The organism is Shewanella sp. Isolate7 (assembly GCF_022398425.1).
GTDB lineage: Bacteria > Pseudomonadota > Gammaproteobacteria > Enterobacterales > Shewanellaceae > Shewanella.
The window spans coordinates 15,351-36,817 of the sequence record NZ_JAKEVJ010000016.1 but is presented as its reverse complement, the minus strand read 5'-3'; the positions used below and the strand labels follow the sequence as shown (position 1 = coordinate 36,817).

The following is a 21,467-nucleotide window of genomic DNA, read 5'->3' as shown; positions in this document are numbered from 1 at the left end:
AGAAGTCTGTGGCGGCCTTGCGGCCGCTGGCTTTTACCCCTATTTGCGTCTGCCTGTCAAGCGGCTCCAATCTTCTTTGTGAGCTGGTGCGTCCATGTCAAACCACTGGGCATAATGCTGGCTGATCTCGTCGGCTTGTTCCTTTAACAGACCAGAGAGTGCGAGCAAGCCGCCCGGTTGTACTTTTTCGGCGATCAGCGGCGCCAGTTCGCGTAGTGGGCCGGCAAGGATGTTGGCAACCAGGACTTCCGCCTTAAGATCGGCCGGTTGGTCTTCTGGCAGGTACAAGGCTAGCTTGTCGGCCACATGGTTACGTTCGGCGTTAGCCTTAGAGGCCTCGATCGCCTGGTAGTCGATGTCGATACCGGTAACCTTGGCGGCGCCCAGCTTGAGCGCTGCGACGGCGAGAATGCCTGAACCACAGCCAAAATCGATCGCCTCTTTATCTTTTAGGTCTAGGCTGTCCAACCATTCGAGGCACAGGGCCGTGGTTGGGTGGGTGCCGGTACCGAAGGCCAAGCCGGGATCCAGCATGACGTTGACTGCATCCGGATCGGGGACTTCGCGCCAGCTTGGGCAGATCCATAGGCGACGACCAAATTGAATGGGGTGGAAGTTGTCCATCCACTCTCTTTCCCAGTCTTTGTCTTCGACCTGTTCTATCTTGTGGCTAAAGTCTGCGCCTAAATAAGGCTGTAGCTTAAGCATCTCCACCACAGGCGCCAGATCATAGTTTGCCTCGAACAGGGCGGTGATCACCGTATGGCTCCATAGGGGAGTCTCGCCCAGGTTAGGCTCGTAGATCGGGGTGTCTTTACCATCTTCGTAGGTGATCGACAGCGAACCCAGCTCCATCAGCATGTCGCTGAGTTGCTCGGCGTGTTGGTTATCTGTGTCTATCTTTAACTGGATCCAGGCCATGGGATCTTCTCTCTAAGGTCAATATAAGTTCAATAATGGCCCTATTGTAAACCAAGCCTAAGGCAAAGGCCGAGGAATCTGTGCTGAAACTGAGATTTGAGGGAATTAGCATCTAAATTCAATTGGTTATTTTTACCGATTTGCCATTGATTGTATTGTTTGAAATGGTTGTTTAAATTGCTGATTAATAGTGGGTAATTGGTTTTACCTTTGTTTTGTTGTTGGCATATTGTTTGTGATCGGCGTCAAATGTTCCACCTTGGCATGGTGAGGTGTCTCACGCTTTTTGGGCATCCGTATAGGCAGCTCAAAACTTGTTGGTATGGTGTAGATCCCGACACTAGGCGCAGAAAGATCATGAAGGTTAACAGCTTGCAGTACCAACACACACATTACGCTGCTTTGGGCAGTCCCTGGTCGGCCAAGGCTGACAGAATACAGAGTGCCACCGGCATCTTATTGGGATGTTTCTTGTTGGCGCATCTGCACTTCGAGTCGAGCATCCTCTTCGGTAAAGAGACCTTCTATCAGGTGGTGCAGTTTCTCGAAGGCGGCATGTTTAGCAGTGATGGCCATGGCATGCCGATAGTGACCAAGGTATTTTCTATTTTTATCATGGTGGTGGTGATGCTGCATGCGGCGGTGGCTCTGCGTCGCTTCCCGGCGCAGCTGGGTCAATGGCGCGCGTTGCGTAATCACATGCAGGGGATTAAACATAAGGATAGCCATGCTTGGTTCTGGCAGTTGGTCACGGGCTTCATCCTGTTCTTCCTGGCGCCTGTGCATATCTTTACCATGATCACCAACCCAGAAATTGGTCCGCACCTGTCGGCCGAACGCGTCTATCACGCCAATGCCTGGCTGCTGTATGCCCTGTTGCTGCCCGCCGTGGTGGTGCACGCCATGATCGGCCTGTACCGGGTGGCGGTGAAGTGGGGACTGATCCGTCACCGTAAGGGACTGAGAAAGGCGATCAAGGTCTTGATCATCTATCTGATGACGCTTGGGATCCTCAGCCTTATCTCTTACATCATGATAGGCAGATCACTGGTGTTGCCAATTACGCCGTTTGTGCCTTAACTGTGTAGGCGCGAGATAGATTAGCAAATTGTAAAGTATAGGGTTTTGTTTTGATCTATCTCACGGTTTTTGTTGGGTTTGTGAGCGACATTAAGGCTAACTATTTTTAGCTTTTGCACTGTCTTGCCCCTTATCCCACTATTCACAGGAGTGCCTATGTCGCTGGCGAAGAAAAATAATAATGTAAGCGGTTGGCTCGATATGAGTCAGAGTGTCTCAGGCGTCATCTTGGCGCTGTTCCTCTGGACACATCTGGTATTGGTTTCCTCGATCCTCCTGGGAGCCGATGCCATGACCTTTGTGGCGCGCACCATGGAGCTGAGTTTTCTCAGCGCCGATGGTCATGGCTATCCCTGGGTGGTTTCGGGCATCGCCATCATAGTGGCGTTATTGGCCTTGATACATGTCCTGGTCGCGGTTCACAAGATGCCGCTGAACCTGAAGCAGCAGCGGGCGCTACGTCAGCAGATGAGCGTGATCCACCACGACGATACCAAGTTGTGGGTGTGGCAGGCGATCACCGGAGTGGGCATCTTCCTGCTGTTGCCTGTGCATCTGTGGTTGATCGGTAGTGCGCCAGAAACCATAGGCCCGGCCGGCAGTGCCGATCGTATCTGGAACCAAGGGGTTTGGATGGTCTATCTGCCACTGCTCTTGTGCGTCGAGTTACATGCCGCCATCGGCATCTATCGTGTGGCCATCAAGTGGGGGGCAAAACGCGCCATCGATGCCCGCGCCCGAATTAGAAAAATAAAAACCATAGTGAGTGTGGTGTTTGTGGTCATAGGTCTGGCGTCTCTGCTCGCCTTCCTGCCCTACGCCAGCTAATCACTTAGAAGCTAAATTTGATCTCTTATCCCTCGTAAGGAGCAAGTGTGAAACTGATATATACCGATTCTTTAGTCGTGGGCGCAGGACTGGCCGGACTAAGGGTCGCCATAGCCTCGAAGGAACGCGGCCTGGATACCCTGGTGCTGTCATTGATCCCCGCTAAGCGTTCTCATTCGGCCGCGGCCCAGGGGGGCATGCAGGCCAGCCTGGGGAATACCGTCAAAGGCATGGGAGATGATGAAGACGTCCATTTCCAGGATACGGTAAAGGGATCGGACTGGGGCTGTGATCAGGAAGTGGCGCGAATGTTTGCGCACTGTGCGCCCAAGGCGGTGCGTGAGCTGGCAAACTGGGGCGTGCCCTGGACGCGAGTCACCAAGGGGCCACGACAGGTGGTGGTGAATGCCGAGAAGGTCACCATCGAAGAGGCCGAAGAGGCCCATGGCCTGATCAACGCTCGTGACTTTGGCGGCACCAAGAAGTGGCGTACCTGTTATACCGCAGACGGTACCGGCCATTCGCTGCTTTATGCCGTCGACAATAAGGCGATTTCACTCGACATTCCTGTGCACGAGCGAGTAGAGGCGCTGGCGCTGATCCACGATGGCAAGCGTTGCCATGGGGTGGTGGCCAGATGCCTGATCACGGGGGAACTGCGTGCCTATGTGGCCAAGTCCACCACCATAGCCACCGGCGGTTATGGCCGTATCTACGAGGTGTCTACCAATGCGATCATCTGCGAGGGGATAGGCCAGGCGTTGGCGCTGGAAACCGGCGTGGCAACACTGGGTAATATGGAGGCGGTGCAGTTTCATCCGACGGCTATCGTGCCCGTGGGGATCCTGACCACAGAAGGTTGCCGCGGTGACGGCGGCCTGCTCAGAGACAAAGATGGCCATCGTTTCATGCCCGACTATGAGCCGGAGAAGAAAGAGCTGGCCTCGCGGGACGTGGTGTCTCGCCGCATGACAGAACATATGCGCAAGGGCAAGGGGGTCGATAGCCCTTACGGGCCACACCTCTGGCTCGATATCACCCTGCTGGGGCGCAAGCATGTGGAGACCAACCTGCGTGAGGTGAAGGAGATCTGTGAGAACTTCCTCGGCATAGATCCCGCCGAAGATTGGATCCCTGTGCGTCCAACTCAGCACTATTCTATGGGCGGTATACGTACCGATGCCAAGGGACAGAGTCCTCAGCTAAAAGGCCTGTTCAGTGTGGGTGAAGCCGCCTGCTGGGATATGCATGGCTTCAACCGTCTAGGGGGCAACTCGTTGGCGGAAACCGTGGTGGGCGGCATGATTATCGGCAAGTATGTCGCCGATTTCTGCGAGGAAAACACACTCGAGATAGACACCGCACTGGCCGAGCGTTTCGTGGCTCAGGTGCGCGATGAGATAGACAGCTTAGTCGAAGGCCTGGGCAGTGAGTCGGCCTATGAGCTTAAGCGCGAGATGCAGCGCATCATGATGGATTACGTGGGGATCTTCCGTAATGGTCCTGAGCTGACCAAGGCGGTCGAGGAGTTGGAGGCCTTGCTGATCCGTTCGCGTAACCTCGGTCTTAAGTGCAAGAAGCGTCATGCCAACCCTGAGCTGGTGGAGGCGCTGAGAGTCAAGCGTATGATCAAGGTGGCGTTGACGGTGGCTTGCGGCGCCGAGGCACGCACCGAGAGTCGCGGCGCCCATGCCCGCGAAGACTATCCGCAGCGTAACGATAAAGAGTGGCTCAACCGCACGCTTTCTTCCTGGCCAAGCGCTGATGCGACGCGGCCGCAGCTGGATTATGAAGCACTCGACGTGATGAAGATGGAGCTGCCGCCTGGCTATCGTGGCTATGGTATCAACAATGCCATCGCCCATCCGGATACCGAGAAGCGCGAGAAACAGATCGTCGAGATCTTGAGTAACCTGGGAGAAGAGGCCGATCGTCACGAGCGCCAGCACGCCTTGATGCCGTTCGAGGTACCAGAATCCCTTAGAGAGAAGAATGAGCGTTTGCATGATAAGCCGCTCGGAAACAGTCAGCAGCTTGGAGAAGAGAGCAAATGAGTCAGGGTCGCACACTAACCTTTAACATCTTCCGTTATGATCCTCAGGTGCCGGACGATAAGCCTAAGATGGTGAAGTATCAGCTGGAAGAGGCGCCGGGCATGACGGTGTTTATCGCGCTCAACATGCTGCGGGAACAGCAGGATCCCTCGCTGCAGTTCGACTTCGTCTGCCGCGCCGGGATCTGCGGCAGCTGTGCCATGGTGATCAACGGCTATCCCACCTTGGCCTGCCGTACCCTGACCAGCAAGTATCCCAAGGGGGAGATCACCCTGATGCCGCTGCCGGGCTTCGAGCTGATCGGCGATCTCTCGGTCAACACGGGCAAGTTTATGCGCGAACTGGCGGAGCGCCTCAAGTTGTGGCTGCATCCGAGAAACGACGAGGTCGACATTCATCGCATCGAGGCGCCCATGGAACCCGAGGAGGCGGCCAAGCTCTATGAGCTGGAGCGCTGTGTCGAATGCGGCGTGTGTGTCTCGGCCTGTGCCACCAAGCAGATGCGCGACACCTTCGTCGGCGCCGTGGGCATGATGAAGATCGCCCGCTTCGAACTCGACAGTCGCGATGCCCGCAGCGTGGAAGATTTCTACCATGTGATCGGTAATCAGGATGGGGTGTTTGGTTGTATGACCCTGCTGGGTTGTCAGGACAACTGCCCTAAGGATCTGCCCCACATGCAGCAGATCGCCTACCTCAGGCGTAAGATGGCGACTGCCTTGGTCTAAAAGAGCTAAGCCGATAGCGCTAAAGCGTCTGCGTAATACCTTAAAAAGCCTGCCCATGCAGGCTTTTTTATTGTCTCTCTGTCTGCCTTTTATAAAAAATATTTTGATAAAGGTAAGGTTTTTAGCCAGTCTATGCTTAACTGAAGCGAATAAAAAAAGGGCTCTCAAAAAGGGTTTTTAAAAGGGGCTCATTTAGAGAGGCGCACAAAAGAGAAGCTCCGCGAGAGAGGCGAGAGGGCGAGGAAGTAAATCATGCAGGTCAATGATCTATTGTTATTTGTGCGGGTCGCCGACTGTGGCAGCCTGAGCGGCGCGGCGGTGGAGCTGGAGCTCTCCGCGGCGGTGGCCAGCGCCAGCCTGAAGCGGCTGGAGAAGGAGCTGGATACCGTGCTCTTTATCCGCAGCACCCGAAGCCTGCGCCTGACCGATGCCGGCGAGCGCTACCTGAGCTATTGTCGCCGGGCACTGGAGGACTTGCGCCTGGGCGAGCAGGCGCTGGCCTGCGCCAAGTCGCAAATAGCCGGTAAGCTGAGCGTCGCCCTGCCGTCTGATGCTGGGCGCAACTATATTCTGCCCTGGCTGGATCACCTGATGGATGAATATCCCAGATTGCAGCTGAGGCTGCATCTCGCCGACAGCCTGACCAACTTCTATCACGACAAGATAGATGTGGCCCTGCGTAGCGGCACCCCGAAAGATTCGAGCCTGGTGGCCTTTAAGATCTGCTCGGCCCAGCGCATCTTGTGCGCCTCACCGGAGTATATTGCCCGTCATGGCCGCCCCGAGACCCTTAGCGATCTGGAGAAGCATAACTGCTTGTTTTTCATGTTAGATGAGAAGACTCATGACCAATGGTGCTTCTATTGCGACGGTCAGACACATAGGGTGAGGGTGTCGGGCAATCGTACCTGTAACGACGCCGAAGTCGCCCGCAAGTGGGCGCTGGCAGGCAAGGGGATAGTCTATAAGTCATCGTTGGACCTGGCTGACGATTTGGCCAGCGGCGCCCTAGTGCCACTATTGACTCAGTACAGCGGCGAGAGCGCCGATCTCTATCTCGTCTGCCCAGGTCGGCAACATGTGACGCCTCTGGTGCTGACCCTGAGGGATCAGCTGCGCCAGCGCTGTGCTCAGCGCGCCCAGGGCTTAACCGAGCAAGCATAAAAAAAGCCGCATGTTTGCGGCTTTTTCTTTATCGCTAAAGTCTTAAGACTGACTTTATGACTTAGCGCGTTTCATCGCGGTGAAGAATTCTTCGTTGGTCTTGGTCATGGCAAGCTTGTCGATGAGGAACTCCATGCCGCTGACTTCGTCCATCGGATTGAGGATCTTACGCAGGATCCACATCTTCTGTAGTTCGTCCGGTGTGGTCAGCTTCTCTTCGCGACGGGTACCCGAGCGGTTGAAGTCGATGGCAGGGAAGACGCGCTTCTCGGCGGCCTTACGAGACAGGTGGAGTTCCTGGTTACCCGTACCCTTAAATTCTTCGTAGATCACTTCATCCATCTTAGAACCCGTATCGACCAGCGCGGTGGCGATAATAGTCAGGCTGCCGCCGTGTTCGATGTTACGTGCCGCGCCGAAGAAGCGCTTAGGACGATGCAGTGCGTTGGCGTCAACACCACCAGTCAGTACCTTACCAGATGATGGGATCACTGTGTTGTAGGCACGTGCCAGACGGGTAATAGAGTCGAGCAGGATCACTACGTCTTTCTTGTGTTCAACCAGACGCTTAGCCTTCTCGATAACCATTTCGGCTACCTGTACGTGACGGCTGGCTGGCTCGTCGAAGGTAGAGGCAACCACTTCGCCTTTCACCAGGCGTTGCATCTCGGTCACTTCTTCCGGACGCTCGTCAATCAGCAGTACCATGAGCACAACTTCAGGGTTGTTGTAGGTGATGCTCTGGGCGATGTTTTGCAGCAGCAATGTCTTACCGGCTTTCGGCGGTGCCACGATAAGACCACGCTGGCCCTTACCGATAGGCGAGCAGAGGTCGAGAATACGGGCGGTAATATCTTCGGTCGAACCGTTACCACGCTCCATTCGGATGCGTTCTTCTGCGTGAAGTGGGGTTAAGTTTTCGAAGAGGATCTTGCTGCGGGAGTTTTCGGGTTTGTCGAAGTTTACTTCACTGACTTTCAGTAGTGCGAAATAACGTTCACCTTCTTTCGGGGGACGGATTTTACCAAAAATGGTATCACCGGTGCGCATGTTAAAGCGGCGAATCTGACTCGGTGAAACATAGATATCGTCTGGACCTGCAAGGTAAGAACCGTCTGCGCTACGAAGGAAACCAAAACCATCTTGCAGGATTTCGAGTACCCCGCCACCGAAAATATCTTCACCGCTTTTGGCGTGGGCTTTAAGGATTGCGAAAATAATGTCCTGTTTGCGGGCTCGGGCCATGTTCTCGATTTTCATATCCTGGGCCAGAATGACCAGGTCTGAAATCGACTTCTCTTTTAATTCTGATAAATTCATTGTGGTGGGTCTTGTATATTGCGAGACAAAGCTATTCTAGGACTAATAGCATAAAGTTGTTTGGATATTAATCGAAATAGCGAGGTGTGGTTAATGAGAAAGTTTCTGGTTATTAAAGTAGCACTATAGGAGCAGGGCGTCTAGAAATTTAGCGACCCTCGACACAATTACTTGACTAAGCTGTGTCGAGAATCACTTTCTATGACAAAAATGTCATAGGGATCGATGCATTTATAGTTGTGCGTCGATGAACTCTTTCAGTTGAGTCTTAGAAAGGGCGCCTACTTTAGTGTCGGCAAGCTCACCATTCTTGAACATAAGCAGTGTTGGAATGCCACGTACGCCGTACTTAGCCGGAGAGGCGTTGTTTTGGTCTACGTTTAGCTTAGCGATAGTTACCTTACCGGCATATTCGTCTGCAACGTCATCCAGGATAGGGGCGATCATTTTACAAGGGCCGCACCATTCTGCCCAGAAATCAACGAGGACTGGCAGATCTGATTTTAAAACGTCGTTTTCAAAGCTGTCGTCGCTTAGGGTAATAATTTTATCGCTCATGATGTTCTCCAGTTAGGGTGCCATTGCTGGTTTGTTAATGGCTTAAGCTGTATATTGGGTCTGAAATTCGCTTTTCAAGAGTTATTAGCGGCTTTCAACGGTCTTTTTTTATTAGCCGTTATTTCAAACGATCGAGTTCCTTATTGCAACCCTAACTGGTATGCTTGCGCTATGAGCGAAACACATTTAACTAATCAAAAGTTTGCCGACTTTTCTCTGCATCCAGAGATACAACAGGCATTAGTCGAAAGCGGCTTTGAATATTGCACACCTATCCAGGCATTATCATTACCGATTTTACTCCAGCATAAAGATATCGCAGGCCAAGCACAGACGGGTACAGGTAAAACCCTGGCTTTTCTGGTCGCCACCTTCAATCATCTGCTAACCACCCCCATTCCCGACGGACGTCAACTCAACCAGCCTAGAGCCATAGTCATGGCACCGACCCGCGAACTGGCTATTCAGATCGCCAAGGACGCAGAGCTGCTGGCGAAACATACCGGCCTTAAGGTGGGTATTGTTTACGGCGGCGAGAGCTACGAAGTACAACGTAAGGTGTTGGACAAGGGGGTCGATATCCTGATCGGTACCACTGGGCGCATCATAGATTATGTACGCCAAGGGGTGATTAACCTCAGCGCTATTCAGGCGGTGGTGCTAGATGAAGCCGACCGGATGTTCGATCTTGGTTTTATCAAAGATATTCGCTTCCTATTCAGACGCATGCCAGATGCTAACGAGCGTTTGAACATGCTTTTCTCGGCAACTCTGTCGATGAAGGTGCAGGAGTTGGCCTACGATCACATGAACGATCCTGAGAAGGTTGAGATCGCACCGAGTGAAAAGACCTCGAAGAACATCACCGAAGAGATCTTCTATCCGTCGATGAAAGATAAGATGCGTTTGCTGCTGAGTCTGATCGAAGAAGATTGGCCAGAGAAGGCAATAGTCTTCTCTAACACTAAACATAGCTGTGAAAATCTCTGGGCCCACCTTGAAGGTGACGGTCACAGGGTTGGCCTGCTCACTGGCGATGTGCCGCAGAAGAAACGTATCCGTATTCTCGAGCAGTTCACCAAGGGCGAGTTGGATATCCTGGTTGCAACAGACGTCGCGGCGCGCGGCCTGCATATCTCGGACGTGTCTCATGTTTATAACTATGACCTGCCCGACGATTGTGAAGACTATGTGCACCGTATCGGTCGTACCGGACGTGCGGGTCAGAAAGGGGTCTCAGTCAGTTTCGCTTGTGAAGAGTACGCCCTGAACCTGCCAGCTATCGAGAGCTATATTCAGCACAGCATCCCTGTGACTAACTACGACAGCGAAGCGCTGCTCGATGATATTCCGCCACCGGTGCGAATTCATCGTAAGCACTCGCCACGTCCTACTGGCCGTTCGAGTGGTGGCAAGCCACAGAGTGGTCGTCCTGGCGCACGTCCAAGACGTCACGACAGGACCCGTAGACACAGTTAATGAAGCACTCTGGCGTCAGTCCCTTGTATGCGGCCATTACCTTAGGCTCAAATAGCTTCAATATGCTGGTTGCGCAAACCCGCGCCGGCAAGCCGACCGTAGTGGCCAAGTATAAGCGCAAGGTACGCCTTGCTGAGGGGATAGGCGCAGATGGCGTGCTCAGCCCCGAGGTGTTCGACCGTGGCCTGGATTGTCTGCAGATGTTTTCGCAGATGTTGGACCAGGACGGGGTCAGTCGCGAGCATATTGCCGTTATCGCCACCGCGACCCTGCGCAGTATCAGCAATGCCGAGGCCTTTTGCGAGGCCGCCCTGCCTATCCTGGGACAACCCATAGAGATCATCTCTGGCCTGCGTGAGGCGGAGCTCATCTATCAGGGGATGGTTGCTACCACCCAAGGCGAGGGGCGACGCCTGGTGATCGACATCGGCGGTGCCAGTACCGAGTTCATCATTGGGGATGGTAATAAGGTGTTGCTTAAGACCAGCCTGCCCATGGGCTGCGTCACCTTCAACGATAAATTCTTCAACAGCTTCCCATTTCAGCAACTGGATTTCGATGCGGCTCAGCATCAGGTCGAAACCGCCCTGGGGGATTATCGCAGACAGCTGACCGATTATGGCTGGCACTTTGTGGTCGGCGCCTCGGGTACGGTGCAGTCTGTGGTGGAGCTACTCAATGATCGCGGCGCCAGTGAAACCATCACCCCGGCGGTACTCAGTGAGCTCAGGGGTGAGGTGCTGGCGCAGACAGATGTGAGCCTGAGAGATATTCGCGGCCTGCATAGCGAGCGCGCACCTACCTTCGCCGCAGGCTTAGCCATCTTATCGGCCCTGTTTAATTTACTCGACATACAGTCTCTCAACCTCTCCGGCGGCGCCCTGAGAGAAGGCGTGCTGCATCAACTTGCCCAGCGGGTTTTACCCGCCTAATGCCCTCTTGGCTTGGCGATGGCCAACATTGAATTAACGCCCTTAGCCTTCGGTATCTCTCCTCTTTTTGTTAACGAAATCAAAATAATCTAATTACTTTCATAGGCTTGCAATACGCCATTGCCTGTCGCCCTCTCGACTGCTCTGCATGAAGATCTTTGTATACTGAAGATTGTATAAAATATGTCTTTTGTATTATGTTTTTGTTGCGTTCGGGGGCTGTACCCATAAAACCTTAAATTCATTGCCTCGGACGTCAGCAAAATAATAAAGAGAAGGGAGATAAAACTTATGTCAGGAAGTAACGCTACTAAGCGTTTTGTCCCGAGAAAGACCCTGGCGGCAATCGCTGTCGGTTCGGTACTTATGATGTCCGCGCCAGCCGCGATAGCGGCCGATGGTCTGGGCACGATTAAAGGGCATATCACAAGTGCTGTCGGCGCCGATGTGAATAATGCCAAGGTGATCATTCGTCACGAAAGCAAAGGCATAGTCAAGGAGACAACTACGGGCGCCAACGGTAGCTTCTCATTGAAGGGTCTGCCGATCGGTAATTACACCATCACTATCGTTAAGGATGGTTTCTATCAGGTACAAGAGCAGCACGTTGCCGTGACCGTGGGTAATGCCTTGACCTTCGATGTGGCACTGGATGCACAGAATAATGAAGTGGAGCGCATCGCGGTTACCGGCGCCCGCATCAGCCGCGTAGATACCTCGAGCACCACTAACTCTCAGGTGATCTCTATCGAAGAGCTCAACCAGCTACCGGTAGAGTTAGACTCCACCTCCATTGCACTGCTGAGCCCTGGCGCAGTAGCGGGCGATAACGGTTTCGGTGGCGTGGCCATCGCCGGTTCTTCGGTGGCTGAGAACGGTTACTACCTTAACGGCCTGAATATTACAGACCTACGTAAAGGCATGGGCGATATCGATCTGCCCTGGGAAGCCATCTCGCAAACCGAGGTGCAGACAGGTGGCGTGTCGGCCGAATATGGTCGCTTCATCGGTGGCGTCGTAAACCTGGTGTCCAAGTCGGGTGACAACGAGTGGCAATTTGGTGCCAAGGCTGAAGTCGCGCCCGATGCCCTAGCCGAACCTATGCCGCGCATGAAAGACGATGGCAGCATAGAAACCGTTTCAGATGCCTATTGGCAGGAAACCGAATATAACCTCTGGGCCTCGGGTGCACTGATCGAAGACAAGCTCTTCTTCTATGGTTTGTGGAACCCTTATGGCGAAGAGTCGACCGCCTATGGCGAGACCACGCTGCGTGACAAAGAGTGGGATACCAACCGCTGGTTTACCAAGGTGGATTGGTTCATTCACGAGGATCACTCAGTATCGCCGCGCTGAGGATGGTAGCCGTGGTGATGCCATCGGCCTAACCGAGAGCACCTATGGCGGCATCGGCTGGAACGCCCAGTATACGGGTTATTTGACCGACGACATCACCTTGTCGGCCATGTACGGTGAGATCACGCAATCCACCAAGGACAATTCGGGCACCCTAGATCAGTCCACCTATGAAGATTATCGTTCCGGTAGCTATCAGCGTCTGGGCGATTGGGTTGGCTATGGTTCTTCCGAGACAGAAGATAAGCGTATTACCTATCGTATCGACCTGGACTGGGTCATTGGCGATCACACGCTGCGCGCCGGTTATGACTATGAGCGCCTCGAAATCGCCGACTTCTACACACCGCACGGTGACGGCTGGTATGAGTATTACACCGCAGGTGCCGATAACGCCTATGGTCTGGCAGAAGGCACGGAATACGCGGATCTGCGTATCTGGGGTAAGGCGAGTGAGACAGAAAACGTGCACACCGCCCTGTATGTGTCTGACACCTGGATGGTCACAGATACTGTGACAGTCAATGCCGGCGTGCGTTATAGCGAGTTCAGCAACACCACAGGCTCTGGCGACAAGTATGTCGATCTCGATGGCCAGTTTGCCCCACGCTTAGGCGTCACCTGGGATGTGATCGGTGACGGTTCAAGTAAGGTTTACGCCTCCTATGGCCGTTACTTCCAGCCGGTATCGCCAAACACCAACCTGCGTATGGCCTCTGCCGCCTACGATTCGCACATCGTCAGCCATCTTAATGGTGTGAATGCAGATGGCTCGCCAATCCTGGGGGATGAGATCTCTCGCCGCGTGGTGGCCGACGGCACTGTGCCAGATGCCGACCAGCTGTTTAACAACAAGGCTGGGTCTATGTACTCGGATGAGTTTGCCCTGGGCTTCCAGCAGCAGCTCAACGACGACTGGGCCGTGGGTATTCGCGGTGTCTATCGCGACCTTAAGCAGTCGATTGAAGACGTGTCCTTTAACTATGGTATGAACCAGTGGATCAAGGAAAACTACGATTCTTCCTGGTATGCCGGTAATGGCGAGACCAGCGCCGAAGATTACTTCGTCGGTGGTTGGTTCCCAACCCTAACCAACCTAGGCATAGGTACCGAGATCCACTATGATGTCGACGGCGATGGTGTGAAGGAAACGGTAAACGTGACCGCAGATCAGATGGGCTTCCCTAAGGCGACTCGTACCTATAAGGCGGTCGAGCTGAGCTTTAGCGGTAACGTGACCGAAGACTTTACCCTCAACGGTTCATATACCTGGTCTAAGAGTGAAGGTAACACAGAGGGTCTGGTACGCTCGGACAACGAGCAGGCCGATCCGGGTTGGACCACGTCATTCGACTACCCAGAGCTGATGGATAATGGCGATGGTTATCTGCCTAACGACAGACGCCATAACTTCAAGTTCTATGGTGTGTACCACATCACTGATGACTTGAGTGTCGGTTTTAACTCTTACCTGCAATCGGGTCGTCCGATCAACGCCTTCGGCCTGCATCCGGCAGATCAGGGTTACTGTGTGAAGGCGATCGCCATCGACGGCACCTGTTACGGTCGTGACTGGTACGGCGCTTCCTCTTTCTACGCCAATGGCGAGGCGGCACCGCGTGGTAGCATGGGTCGCACAGATTGGGTCTACAACATAGATCTGAACCTGTTTTACACCATGGACTTCGATACCGCGGGACGCCTGAACTTCAAGTTGAACGTGTACAACCTGTTTAACTTCGACGGCATCACAGGTGTGGATGAGCAGTATGAGCTAGACAGTGGCGATAAGAACATTCGCTACGGCTATGCCGACAGCTTCCAGACGCCAAGATATGTACGTGCATCAATACGCTACGATTTTTAATCGGGATTAAGATCAAAAAAGGCCGCATCTGCGGCCTTTTTTATTGAAGCGGGTTTAGTTGAGGATCTTTGCCAGGTCCACCTCGAGTGAGGTTTCTGGGCGCTCAACGATACGGCCAATCTCTTCGCCATTTTGCTTCACGATGAAGGTTGGGATGCGGGTAAAGTCATACTTGGCCGCCAAGCCTTCGGGGTCTTGTTTCTTACGATCCACGCCTATGTAAGTCACCTTGATGTTGGCGTTGTTGGCCGCCTCCATGATACGGATAAAACGCGGGGTCTCACGGTGGCAGTCTGGGCACCAGGTGCCGATGATGACGACGATCTCGGTTGGTGTCTGCAGGTTCTTGATTGGCTCTATGGCAGCCTCGTCGACCTGATAGCTCTTATAACCCTGGGTGAAATCGTCAAGCTCTGTGACTAAGGTCTGGGCTTGTACTTCGCCTGTCAGTATCACTTCCTGTTTCTCCTCACTGCAGGTGGCGATAAAGCCTTCCTGCTTCTCATCAAATGCACAGCCATTATTTGCCAGTGCCTGAGTGCTAAAGAACAGCGCTGTGGTGGCAAGTAATGCTTTAATATTATTGGTCATAAATAGTACCTCAGGCTCGTAGACATAAACCAGAATTGAGCATTCATTTCATTCTGATGCTATTCAATCATCTAAGTTGCACCGAGAGTAGCGCCAATGCGGCGAGCTGTTAACTGGATCACGCCATGATGGCCTGCTTGGCGCAGGGCTTCACACATTTGTCGCTAAATTGCAGAATTTTTCTGCTATCGGCAACAAGGTGTTAACCCTGCGGGGCGCGAGGTGGCTAGGCGGCGACTAGCTTGGCGAGATCCGCTGGGCGATAGTAGACTGACTTGAGCACCTTGCCCTGACGCACCACCTTACCGGCCATCTCCACATCTTTGGCACACTTGGCGATGATGAAGTCGCCCTTGCGGCTGCCGACGATCTCTACACCCTGCTTGGCGTAGTGGGCGATGGTTTCTTGCAGTTCCTGCTCGTTACGGCACACCTTACTCATATTGCTCGAATGTACCTCGTCCCAGCAGCGGATGAAGTCGATGTCGCGGTTCTTGGCGACATGCAGCAGCAGATCGATCACATAGCTGATCTCCAGGCGATCATTTACTTGCTTAGCCCCCAGGTGTACCAGGCGGCCCATGAGTACATAAACCGAATCGACGATGGCATCGGCCTGCTCGACGCGGCTGTCAGCCTCGGCCAGCTCGGTTAACTCCTCGATCGCCAAAGAGGTGTGCAGGGTATCGGCCTGCTCATCCAGGCTGGTCTCATCTTCGATAGGCAGATCGAAGGTAGAGCGGAACTGGTGGATGTCGCGGTAGAGGTGGTCGTAAAGGGGCTGATCGAGTGCGGTCAGTTTCATCTGTGTGCCTTACTGGGTCTTGAATGTCTAAATGCGTGGCGGCAATTTTAATTTAACGGCGCAGTAATTGAAAGCTGACTTCCAGGCGCAAAGTCAGCGAGTATTAGGGACTTTTTTCATCCTTTTAAAAGCCAAAATATATGTGCGATAGATGCATAACCACGCTCAAAACCGCCTTAGTGATGAATTTATACGCTCAACGGTATGGCTTTACCGCGCCTTGGGCGTATCGGCATCCCAGGCCGGTCTGGACTGGATTGTTAAAAATGTGTAACTATGTTCGGCCCGCCTGAGGATTAAACCTTTGCTGCCCGAATTAATAGGGCCGGTGTGATGGCGGGGAGAAAAATAGGAAACCCCATAATTATAATAAGGATTATCCATGACCTCTCATCCGCAGTCGCCAGAACAGCCTGGCAGAGATTCGAGTCCCGCGTCTGACACCACACACAAGCAGCCGACGCTATTAGATGCCCTGATCCCCATTTTTGCCTTGGTCTGCATGTTAACGGCCTCAGTGTATCTGTTCTCTTCAGACAGCTCCTATGGCGCCAATCAGATTGCCCTTATCATGGCGGCCTGTATCACCCTGGTTATCGGGGTGAAGAACGGCTATAGCTGGAAGGAGATGGAGGCGGGGATCGTCAAGAGCGTTTCCCTGGCCACAGGCGCCTTGTTGATCCTGTTTTCCGTCGGTTCCCTGATCGGTACCTGGATCTTGGCCGGCACAGTGCCCACCATGATCTTTTACGGTATGAAGATCTTAAACCCAGATTATTTCTACGCCGCCTCCTGTCTGCTGTGCGCGGTTGTGGCCTTGAGTATCGGCAGTTCCTGGACGGTCGCCGGTACCTTAGGTATTGCGCTGATTGGCGTCGCCGGTGCCATGGGGCTCAGCGTCGAGATCACCGCAGGTGCCATCATCAGTGGTGCCTATTTCGGTGACAAGATGTCGCCCATGTCCGACACCACCAACCTGGCGCCAGCCGTCGCCGGTAGCGAGCTGTTTGGTCATATTCGTCACATGGTGTGGACCACCACGCCTAGCATATTGCTGGCCCTGACAGGCTTTCTGTTTATCGGTCTGAGCAGCGACAGCAGCGGCGCGGTGACGGATCTTGCCGCGACCATGTCACGCATCGAGGCTCAGTATCATCCGGGTCTGCATCTGCTGCTGCCCTTGCTGGTGGTCTTAGTGTTGGCCTACAAGAAGCTGCCCGCCTTCCCGACCGTGATTCTTGGCACCTTGGCAGGTGCTATCTGTGCGGCGCTGTTCCAGTTCGACGGGGTGATCAAGTTCGTCAACGACGACAGCCTGCCCACCATGGTCGCCCTGGTGAAGGGGATCTGGGTGGCGATGTTCGATGGTTATACCGCCAATACCGGAGATAAGACGCTCGACAGTCTGCTGAGCCGCGGCGGCATGAGCAGCATGGTCAATACCGTCTGGTTGATCCTCTGCGCCATGGCCTTCGGTGGTGTGATGGAAAAAACCGGTCTGCTACAAAGGTTGTTGCAAGGGGTGCTACGTCTGGTGAAATCCAGTGGCAGCCTGATCATCACCACCCTGGCCAGCTGCATCGGCGCTAACCTGATCACAGGCGATCAGTTTATTGCCATCTTGCTGCCGGGTCGTATGCTCAAGGTCGAGTATGAAAAACATGGCCTGGCACCGGTTAACCTGAGCCGTGCCCTGGAAGATTCGGCCACCATCACTAGTCCCTTGGTGCCCTGGAATACCTGCGGCGCCTACATGGCCAGCACCTTAGGGGTCGCCACTATCGCCTATCTGCCTTTCGCCTTCTTCAATCTCATCTGTCCCTTCATCAGCGCGGCATATGCCTACTATGACATCAAGATTGAGCGACTGGCAGAGAGTGAAGCCATGGAGGCCGTGGCTTAAGTTGGCCGAATGACCCGGCCCCAACGTCGTGGGGCTGGGTTAAACCGATAAGCTTTGTTGATAGCATTACTTGATGAAGGCGAAGGCGTCGCCGTAGAGGTGCTGCTCTTCGACGCCTATCTCACGGAACACTTCGCGCGCCGCGCCGACCATGTCGAAACGACCGGCAATATAGATGTCATAGCCGTTGAGGCTGACATAATCCTGCTTAATCTGCGCCAACAGGTTGGCCGTCTTGCCTTGCCACTCGGGCGTTGACTCTTCTACCACAGGCACGAAATGTAGCCAGGGGTGATCCTGATGCCACTGGCGTGCCAGCGACTCATAGTACATAGCATCTTGGTTACGACAGCCCCAGTAGAGGGTGGTCTCAACATTCTGCCCAAGGGCGATCGTCTGTTCGACTATGCTCTTGATGTAGGAGAAACCTGTGCCGCCGGCGATCAGCAGGCGGGGTCTGTGGCTGTCGGCGCGTAGGAAGGCTTCGCCGCCCGGCGCTTCGATGTCGATATATTCGCTCTGCAGCAGGCGCTCGACTACCTGCATGGGGTAGCTCTCGCTGACGGCGGCACCTATGTGCAGCTCGATCTGCTCCTGGCCTGGCGCAGAGGCGATAGAGAAGGGACGTTTATCTTTTTCACCCATTACGACGCAAAGGTACTGACCAGCCTTAAATTCGAAGCTGGTTTCTGGGGTTAATGCTACCTGATAGACGGCATCATTAAAGGCGGTAACATGTTCAACTTTACAGCGTATGGTGTTCATTCGTTTTCCTTTCAGACCCTCTCTGTGGAGGTTTAGCCCTTCGAATACCTGATTAAATTGTTCAAGTATTCAAAGGGTTAACTTCTTTGATTTATTTTTAAAATTCAGACGATTAGTTTATGTCTGATATTGATTATAGCGTTGGCGCTTCGTCTATGCCCAGGTCATCCCAGATCGCATCGATCCTCTGTTTGACCGCTTCGTCCATGACGATAGGGGTGCCCCATTCGCGATTGGTTTCCCCTTCCCACTTGTTGGTGGCATCCATCCCCATCTTAGAGCCGAGTCCGGCAACCGGGGAGGCGAAATCCAGGTAGTCGATAGGCGTGTTGTCTATCATCACGGTATCGCGCTTGGGATCCATCCGGGTGGTGATAGCCCAGATCACATCGTTCCAGTCGCGGCAGTTGACATCTTCATCCACTATGATGATGAACTTGGTGTACATGAACTGGCGCAGGAAGGACCAGGCGCCCATCATTACCCGCTTGGCATGTCCCGGATACTGCTTGCGGATGGAGATCACCGCCATGCGATAGGAGCAGCCTTCGGGCGGCAGATAGAAGTCGACGATCTCCGGATATTGCTTGCGCAAGATAGGCACGAACACCTCGTTCAGTGCCACACCCAACATGGCGGGCTCATCGGGTGGCCTACCGGTGTAGGTGCTGTGATAGATGGCGTCGCGTCTGTGGCTCACATGGGTCACGGTGAAGACAGGGAACTCGTCGGTCTCGTTGTAGTAACCCGTGTGATCCCCGTAAGGCCCTTCTTCGGCCATCTCGCCGGGCTCAATATAACCTTCGAGGATGATCTCGCTGGTGGCGGGCACCTCGAGATCGCAGCTCAGCGCCTTACACACCTCGGTGCGTTCGCCGCGCAGTAGACCGGCAAAGGCGTACTCGCTCATGGCATCGGGGACTGGCGTCACGGCGCCAAGTATGGTCACAGGATCGGCGCCCAGCGCCACCACCACGGGATAACGTTCGCCGGGATGCTGTGCCTTAAAGTCTTTGAAATCCAGTGCGCCGCCGCGATGATCCAGCCAGCGCATGATCAGCTTGTTCTTGCCCAGCAATTGCTGGCGGTAGATCCCCAGATTCTGGCGTTTCTGTCTCGGTCCCTTGGTGATGGTGAGTCCCCAGGTGACCAAGGGGGCGACATCGCCGGGCCAGCAGTGCTGAATGGGCAGCTTGGTAAGATCCACCTCATCGCCACTGACCACAACCTCCTGACACGGAGCATTGCGTACCGTCTTAGGTGGCATGTTTAGCGCTTGCTTGAACATGGGGATCTTGGCGATGGCGTCTTTAAAGCCGCGTGGCGGCTCGGGTTCCTTGAGGAAGGCCAGCAGCTCACCCACATCGCGCAGGGCGAGCGGGTCTTCTTTACCCAGGGCCATGGCGACGCGTTTGGGAGTGCCAAATAAGTTAGCCAATACCGGCATGGTCTTGCCGACAGGATTTTCAAACAGCAGCGCCGGGCCCTTGGCTCTTAGCACACGATCGGCGATCTCTGTCATCTCCAGATGGGGATCGACGGGGTGGCTAATGCGTTTTAGCTCGCCATTGGCTTCGAGGTGATCGATAAAACTGCGTAAATCCTTAAAACTCATTTGGAAATACTCGCGTTGAGAAAAATGTGATATGGCGCGCACTATACCATTTATGGGCGTTATTCCCAAATGCCTTACACCGGCTTTGCGACCCCGGCATAGCAAGATTTTCAGGGCGTATAATTAAGGGTAAGATGCGGTGAATCTCTCGGGCATGAGGTGGCAAGATGAGGCTTAATGTGAACCCTTTATTACTCCTGGCTGGGCTGTTGTGGCTTGGTGCCTTGCCGCCGATTGCTACCGACGCTTGGGCGCTGAAGACAGACAAATATGAGCTGGCTCCATACGTAGGTCTAGGGTGGGGCTATCGCCCTGGCTGGCATCGGGACTTCTATGACCCTTGGCGCTGGCAAGTCGGTATAGGCACAGGTTTTCCCTACTGGCGCCATGGCTACTGGCGCAATGACTGGGGTTATTGGCGAGACGACTGGCGTTACCCCTATCGCTATCAGCCGCGCAAGCGCCGGGAGCCTAAACCTATTGCACCACCTCAGCGGGTGACCACTAGCCTTGCTCAGAGCGATGCGATTCATAGCCTGCCAGCCAATGCCAGAGTGAAGGTGAAGGACGGCAGGACGGTATACGAATGGCAAGGCGTTGAGTATGTCTACGACTGGAATAGCGACAGCTACCGGATTGTAAAGTAGCCGTCGCGACTTACTCTTTACGCTTTTGGGTTTAGAGTGGCTGCAACCAACGCTCTGGCCGGAATAGGTAATAGTGTTCCGGGTCGTTGGAGAAGGCGACTCTATGGGCCTTGCCGGTGATCTCTTCGCGGGGGACGAAGCCGATGACGCGCGAGTCGGCACTGGCGTCGCGATTGTCACCAAGGGCCAGGTACTGCCCCTCGGGCACGGTAACAGGACCAAAATTGGCAAGTCTAGACGGTTGGGCATTGAGCCTGATGGCGTGAGGCTTGCCGGGCAGGGCTTCCTGCCGTTCGCTATAGGCTTGTTTTCGTGTGCCAAAGACTTGCTGCTCGTCAGTGTTATTAGACGCCTCTTGGTAGCTTAAGGCCTCACCATTCAGGTAGAGGCGATTGTTGCGCATGGCCAGAGTGTCACCGGGCAGGCCTATGATGCGTTTGACCAGCTTCTTGTCGGCCACGGCGGAGTCGAAGGTGATGATGTCGCCACGCTCTGGATCCGCCAGTTTCATCAGGCTGATATGGGTAAAGGGCAGACGCAGATCGTAGGCCATCTTGTTCACCAGTATGCGATCTCCCTGCACTATGGTGGGCAGCATGGAGCCGCTGGGAACATGATTCCAGTCGGCGATCGCACTGCGAAACACCAGCATCAGGCCGATAAACAGGATGAACTGGCGATGTTGTTTTATAGAACGAATCACTTTTTTTAGCATACCAACTCCTTGGAAAGTAAAGTGTCTTGCAGAGTCAGACGCTTGTTTGCCCGAGTGGTTCCAACCGTATTCGCGTATAAGCGTAAGCAAATATTTTTGCTCTGCTCAGCGTGGCATTGATATAGTGCTGCCACTTGTC

18 protein-coding genes are annotated in these 21,467 nt (G+C 53.9%); 10 read left to right on the top strand and 8 right to left on the bottom strand.

Going from position 1 to position 21,467, the window contains the following annotated elements; genetic code table 11:
- Positions 1-39: 39 nt before the first annotated feature.
- Positions 40-921, bottom strand: a complete 882-nt coding sequence (gene prmA, locus L1D47_RS05775; protein ID WP_239882909.1) for a 50S ribosomal protein L11 methyltransferase — start codon at positions 919-921, stop codon at positions 40-42.
- Between the two features lie 357 nt (positions 922-1,278).
- Here prmA and L1D47_RS05770 point away from each other — a divergent pair, with 357 nt between their 5' ends.
- From L1D47_RS05770 to L1D47_RS05750, 5 genes are all read left to right on the top strand, one after another.
- On the top strand, positions 1,279-2,001 hold the full coding sequence (locus L1D47_RS05770; RefSeq protein WP_041510759.1) for a fumarate reductase cytochrome b subunit: 723 nt from the start codon (positions 1,279-1,281) through the stop codon (positions 1,999-2,001).
- A gap of 156 nt (positions 2,002-2,157) precedes the next feature.
- Positions 2,158-2,829 (top strand): fumarate reductase cytochrome b subunit, encoded by a 672-nt coding sequence (locus L1D47_RS05765; protein ID WP_239882908.1) that lies wholly within the window; start codon positions 2,158-2,160, stop codon positions 2,827-2,829.
- 47 nt (positions 2,830-2,876) lie between these two features.
- The gene (locus L1D47_RS05760; RefSeq protein WP_239882907.1) at positions 2,877-4,883 is read left to right on the top strand and encodes a fumarate reductase flavoprotein subunit; all 2,007 of its coding nucleotides are present in this window, start codon (positions 2,877-2,879) and stop codon (positions 4,881-4,883) included.
- Positions 4,880-5,611, top strand: a complete 732-nt coding sequence (locus tag L1D47_RS05755; protein ID WP_239882906.1) for a fumarate reductase iron-sulfur subunit — start codon at positions 4,880-4,882, stop codon at positions 5,609-5,611. Before L1D47_RS05760 ends, L1D47_RS05755 begins: the two co-directional genes overlap by 4 nt.
- Positions 5,612-5,863: 252 nt before the next feature.
- On the top strand, positions 5,864-6,775 hold the full coding sequence (locus L1D47_RS05750; RefSeq protein WP_239882905.1) for a LysR family transcriptional regulator: 912 nt from the start codon (positions 5,864-5,866) through the stop codon (positions 6,773-6,775).
- Between the two features lie 54 nt (positions 6,776-6,829).
- Here L1D47_RS05750 and rho read toward each other — a convergent pair whose 3' ends face one another.
- Complete coding sequence (rho, locus tag L1D47_RS05745) at positions 6,830-8,095, bottom strand: transcription termination factor Rho (protein ID WP_011864143.1); 1,266 nt, start codon at positions 8,093-8,095, stop codon at positions 6,830-6,832.
- Between the two features lie 231 nt (positions 8,096-8,326).
- Positions 8,327-8,653 carry a thioredoxin TrxA gene (trxA, locus tag L1D47_RS05740; RefSeq protein ID WP_041510764.1) on the bottom strand — a complete coding sequence of 109 codons (327 nt, stop codon included), beginning with the start codon at positions 8,651-8,653 and terminating at the stop codon, positions 8,327-8,329.
- A gap of 171 nt (positions 8,654-8,824) precedes the next feature.
- Here trxA and rhlB point away from each other — a divergent pair, with 171 nt between their 5' ends.
- The 3 genes from rhlB (at position 8,825) to L1D47_RS05725 (ending at position 12,420) form a co-directional block, all read left to right on the top strand.
- Positions 8,825-10,132 carry an ATP-dependent RNA helicase RhlB gene (rhlB, locus tag L1D47_RS05735; RefSeq protein WP_239882904.1) on the top strand — a complete coding sequence of 436 codons (1,308 nt, stop codon included), beginning with the start codon at positions 8,825-8,827 and terminating at the stop codon, positions 10,130-10,132.
- Positions 10,132-11,064 (top strand): exopolyphosphatase, encoded by a 933-nt coding sequence (locus tag L1D47_RS05730; RefSeq protein WP_239882903.1) that lies wholly within the window; start codon positions 10,132-10,134, stop codon positions 11,062-11,064. The genes rhlB and L1D47_RS05730 overlap by 1 nt, the downstream gene beginning before the upstream one ends.
- Before the next feature lie 291 nt (positions 11,065-11,355).
- The gene (locus L1D47_RS05725) at positions 11,356-12,420 is read left to right on the top strand and encodes a TonB-dependent receptor (RefSeq protein ID WP_239882902.1); all 1,065 of its coding nucleotides are present in this window, start codon (positions 11,356-11,358) and stop codon (positions 12,418-12,420) included.
- Between the two features lie 1,921 nt (positions 12,421-14,341).
- Here L1D47_RS05725 and L1D47_RS05720 read toward each other — a convergent pair.
- Positions 14,342-14,878 carry a thioredoxin family protein gene (locus L1D47_RS05720; protein ID WP_239882901.1) on the bottom strand — a complete coding sequence of 179 codons (537 nt, stop codon included), beginning with the start codon at positions 14,876-14,878 and terminating at the stop codon, positions 14,342-14,344.
- 226 nt (positions 14,879-15,104) lie between these two features.
- A complete protein-coding gene (locus tag L1D47_RS05715; RefSeq protein ID WP_239882900.1) occupies positions 15,105-15,683 on the bottom strand; it encodes a nucleoside triphosphate pyrophosphohydrolase family protein in 579 nt (192 codons plus the stop codon).
- 382 nt (positions 15,684-16,065) lie between these two features.
- On the opposite strand from L1D47_RS05715, the gene nhaC reads away from it, so the two are divergent.
- Positions 16,066-17,586 carry a Na+/H+ antiporter NhaC gene (gene nhaC / locus L1D47_RS05710; protein ID WP_239882899.1) on the top strand — a complete coding sequence of 507 codons (1,521 nt, stop codon included), beginning with the start codon at positions 16,066-16,068 and terminating at the stop codon, positions 17,584-17,586.
- A 66-nt stretch (positions 17,587-17,652) separates the two neighbouring features.
- Here nhaC and fre read toward each other — a convergent pair whose 3' ends face one another.
- Positions 17,653-18,351 (bottom strand): NAD(P)H-flavin reductase, encoded by a 699-nt coding sequence (gene fre / locus L1D47_RS05705; protein WP_239882898.1) that lies wholly within the window; start codon positions 18,349-18,351, stop codon positions 17,653-17,655.
- A 133-nt stretch (positions 18,352-18,484) separates the two neighbouring features.
- Positions 18,485-19,966, bottom strand: a complete 1,482-nt coding sequence (gene ubiD, locus L1D47_RS05700; protein ID WP_041510782.1) for a 4-hydroxy-3-polyprenylbenzoate decarboxylase — start codon at positions 19,964-19,966, stop codon at positions 18,485-18,487.
- Positions 19,967-20,145: 179 nt separating this feature from the next.
- Between ubiD and L1D47_RS05695 the strand changes: the two genes are divergently transcribed.
- Positions 20,146-20,613 carry a hypothetical protein gene (locus L1D47_RS05695; RefSeq protein ID WP_239882897.1) on the top strand — a complete coding sequence of 156 codons (468 nt, stop codon included), beginning with the start codon at positions 20,146-20,148 and terminating at the stop codon, positions 20,611-20,613.
- A 31-nt stretch (positions 20,614-20,644) separates the two neighbouring features.
- Here the strand turns inward: L1D47_RS05695 and lepB are convergent, their stop codons facing one another.
- A complete protein-coding gene (lepB, locus tag L1D47_RS05690; protein WP_239882896.1) occupies positions 20,645-21,328 on the bottom strand; it encodes a signal peptidase I in 684 nt (227 codons plus the stop codon).
- Between the last annotated feature and the right edge of the window lie 139 nt (positions 21,329-21,467).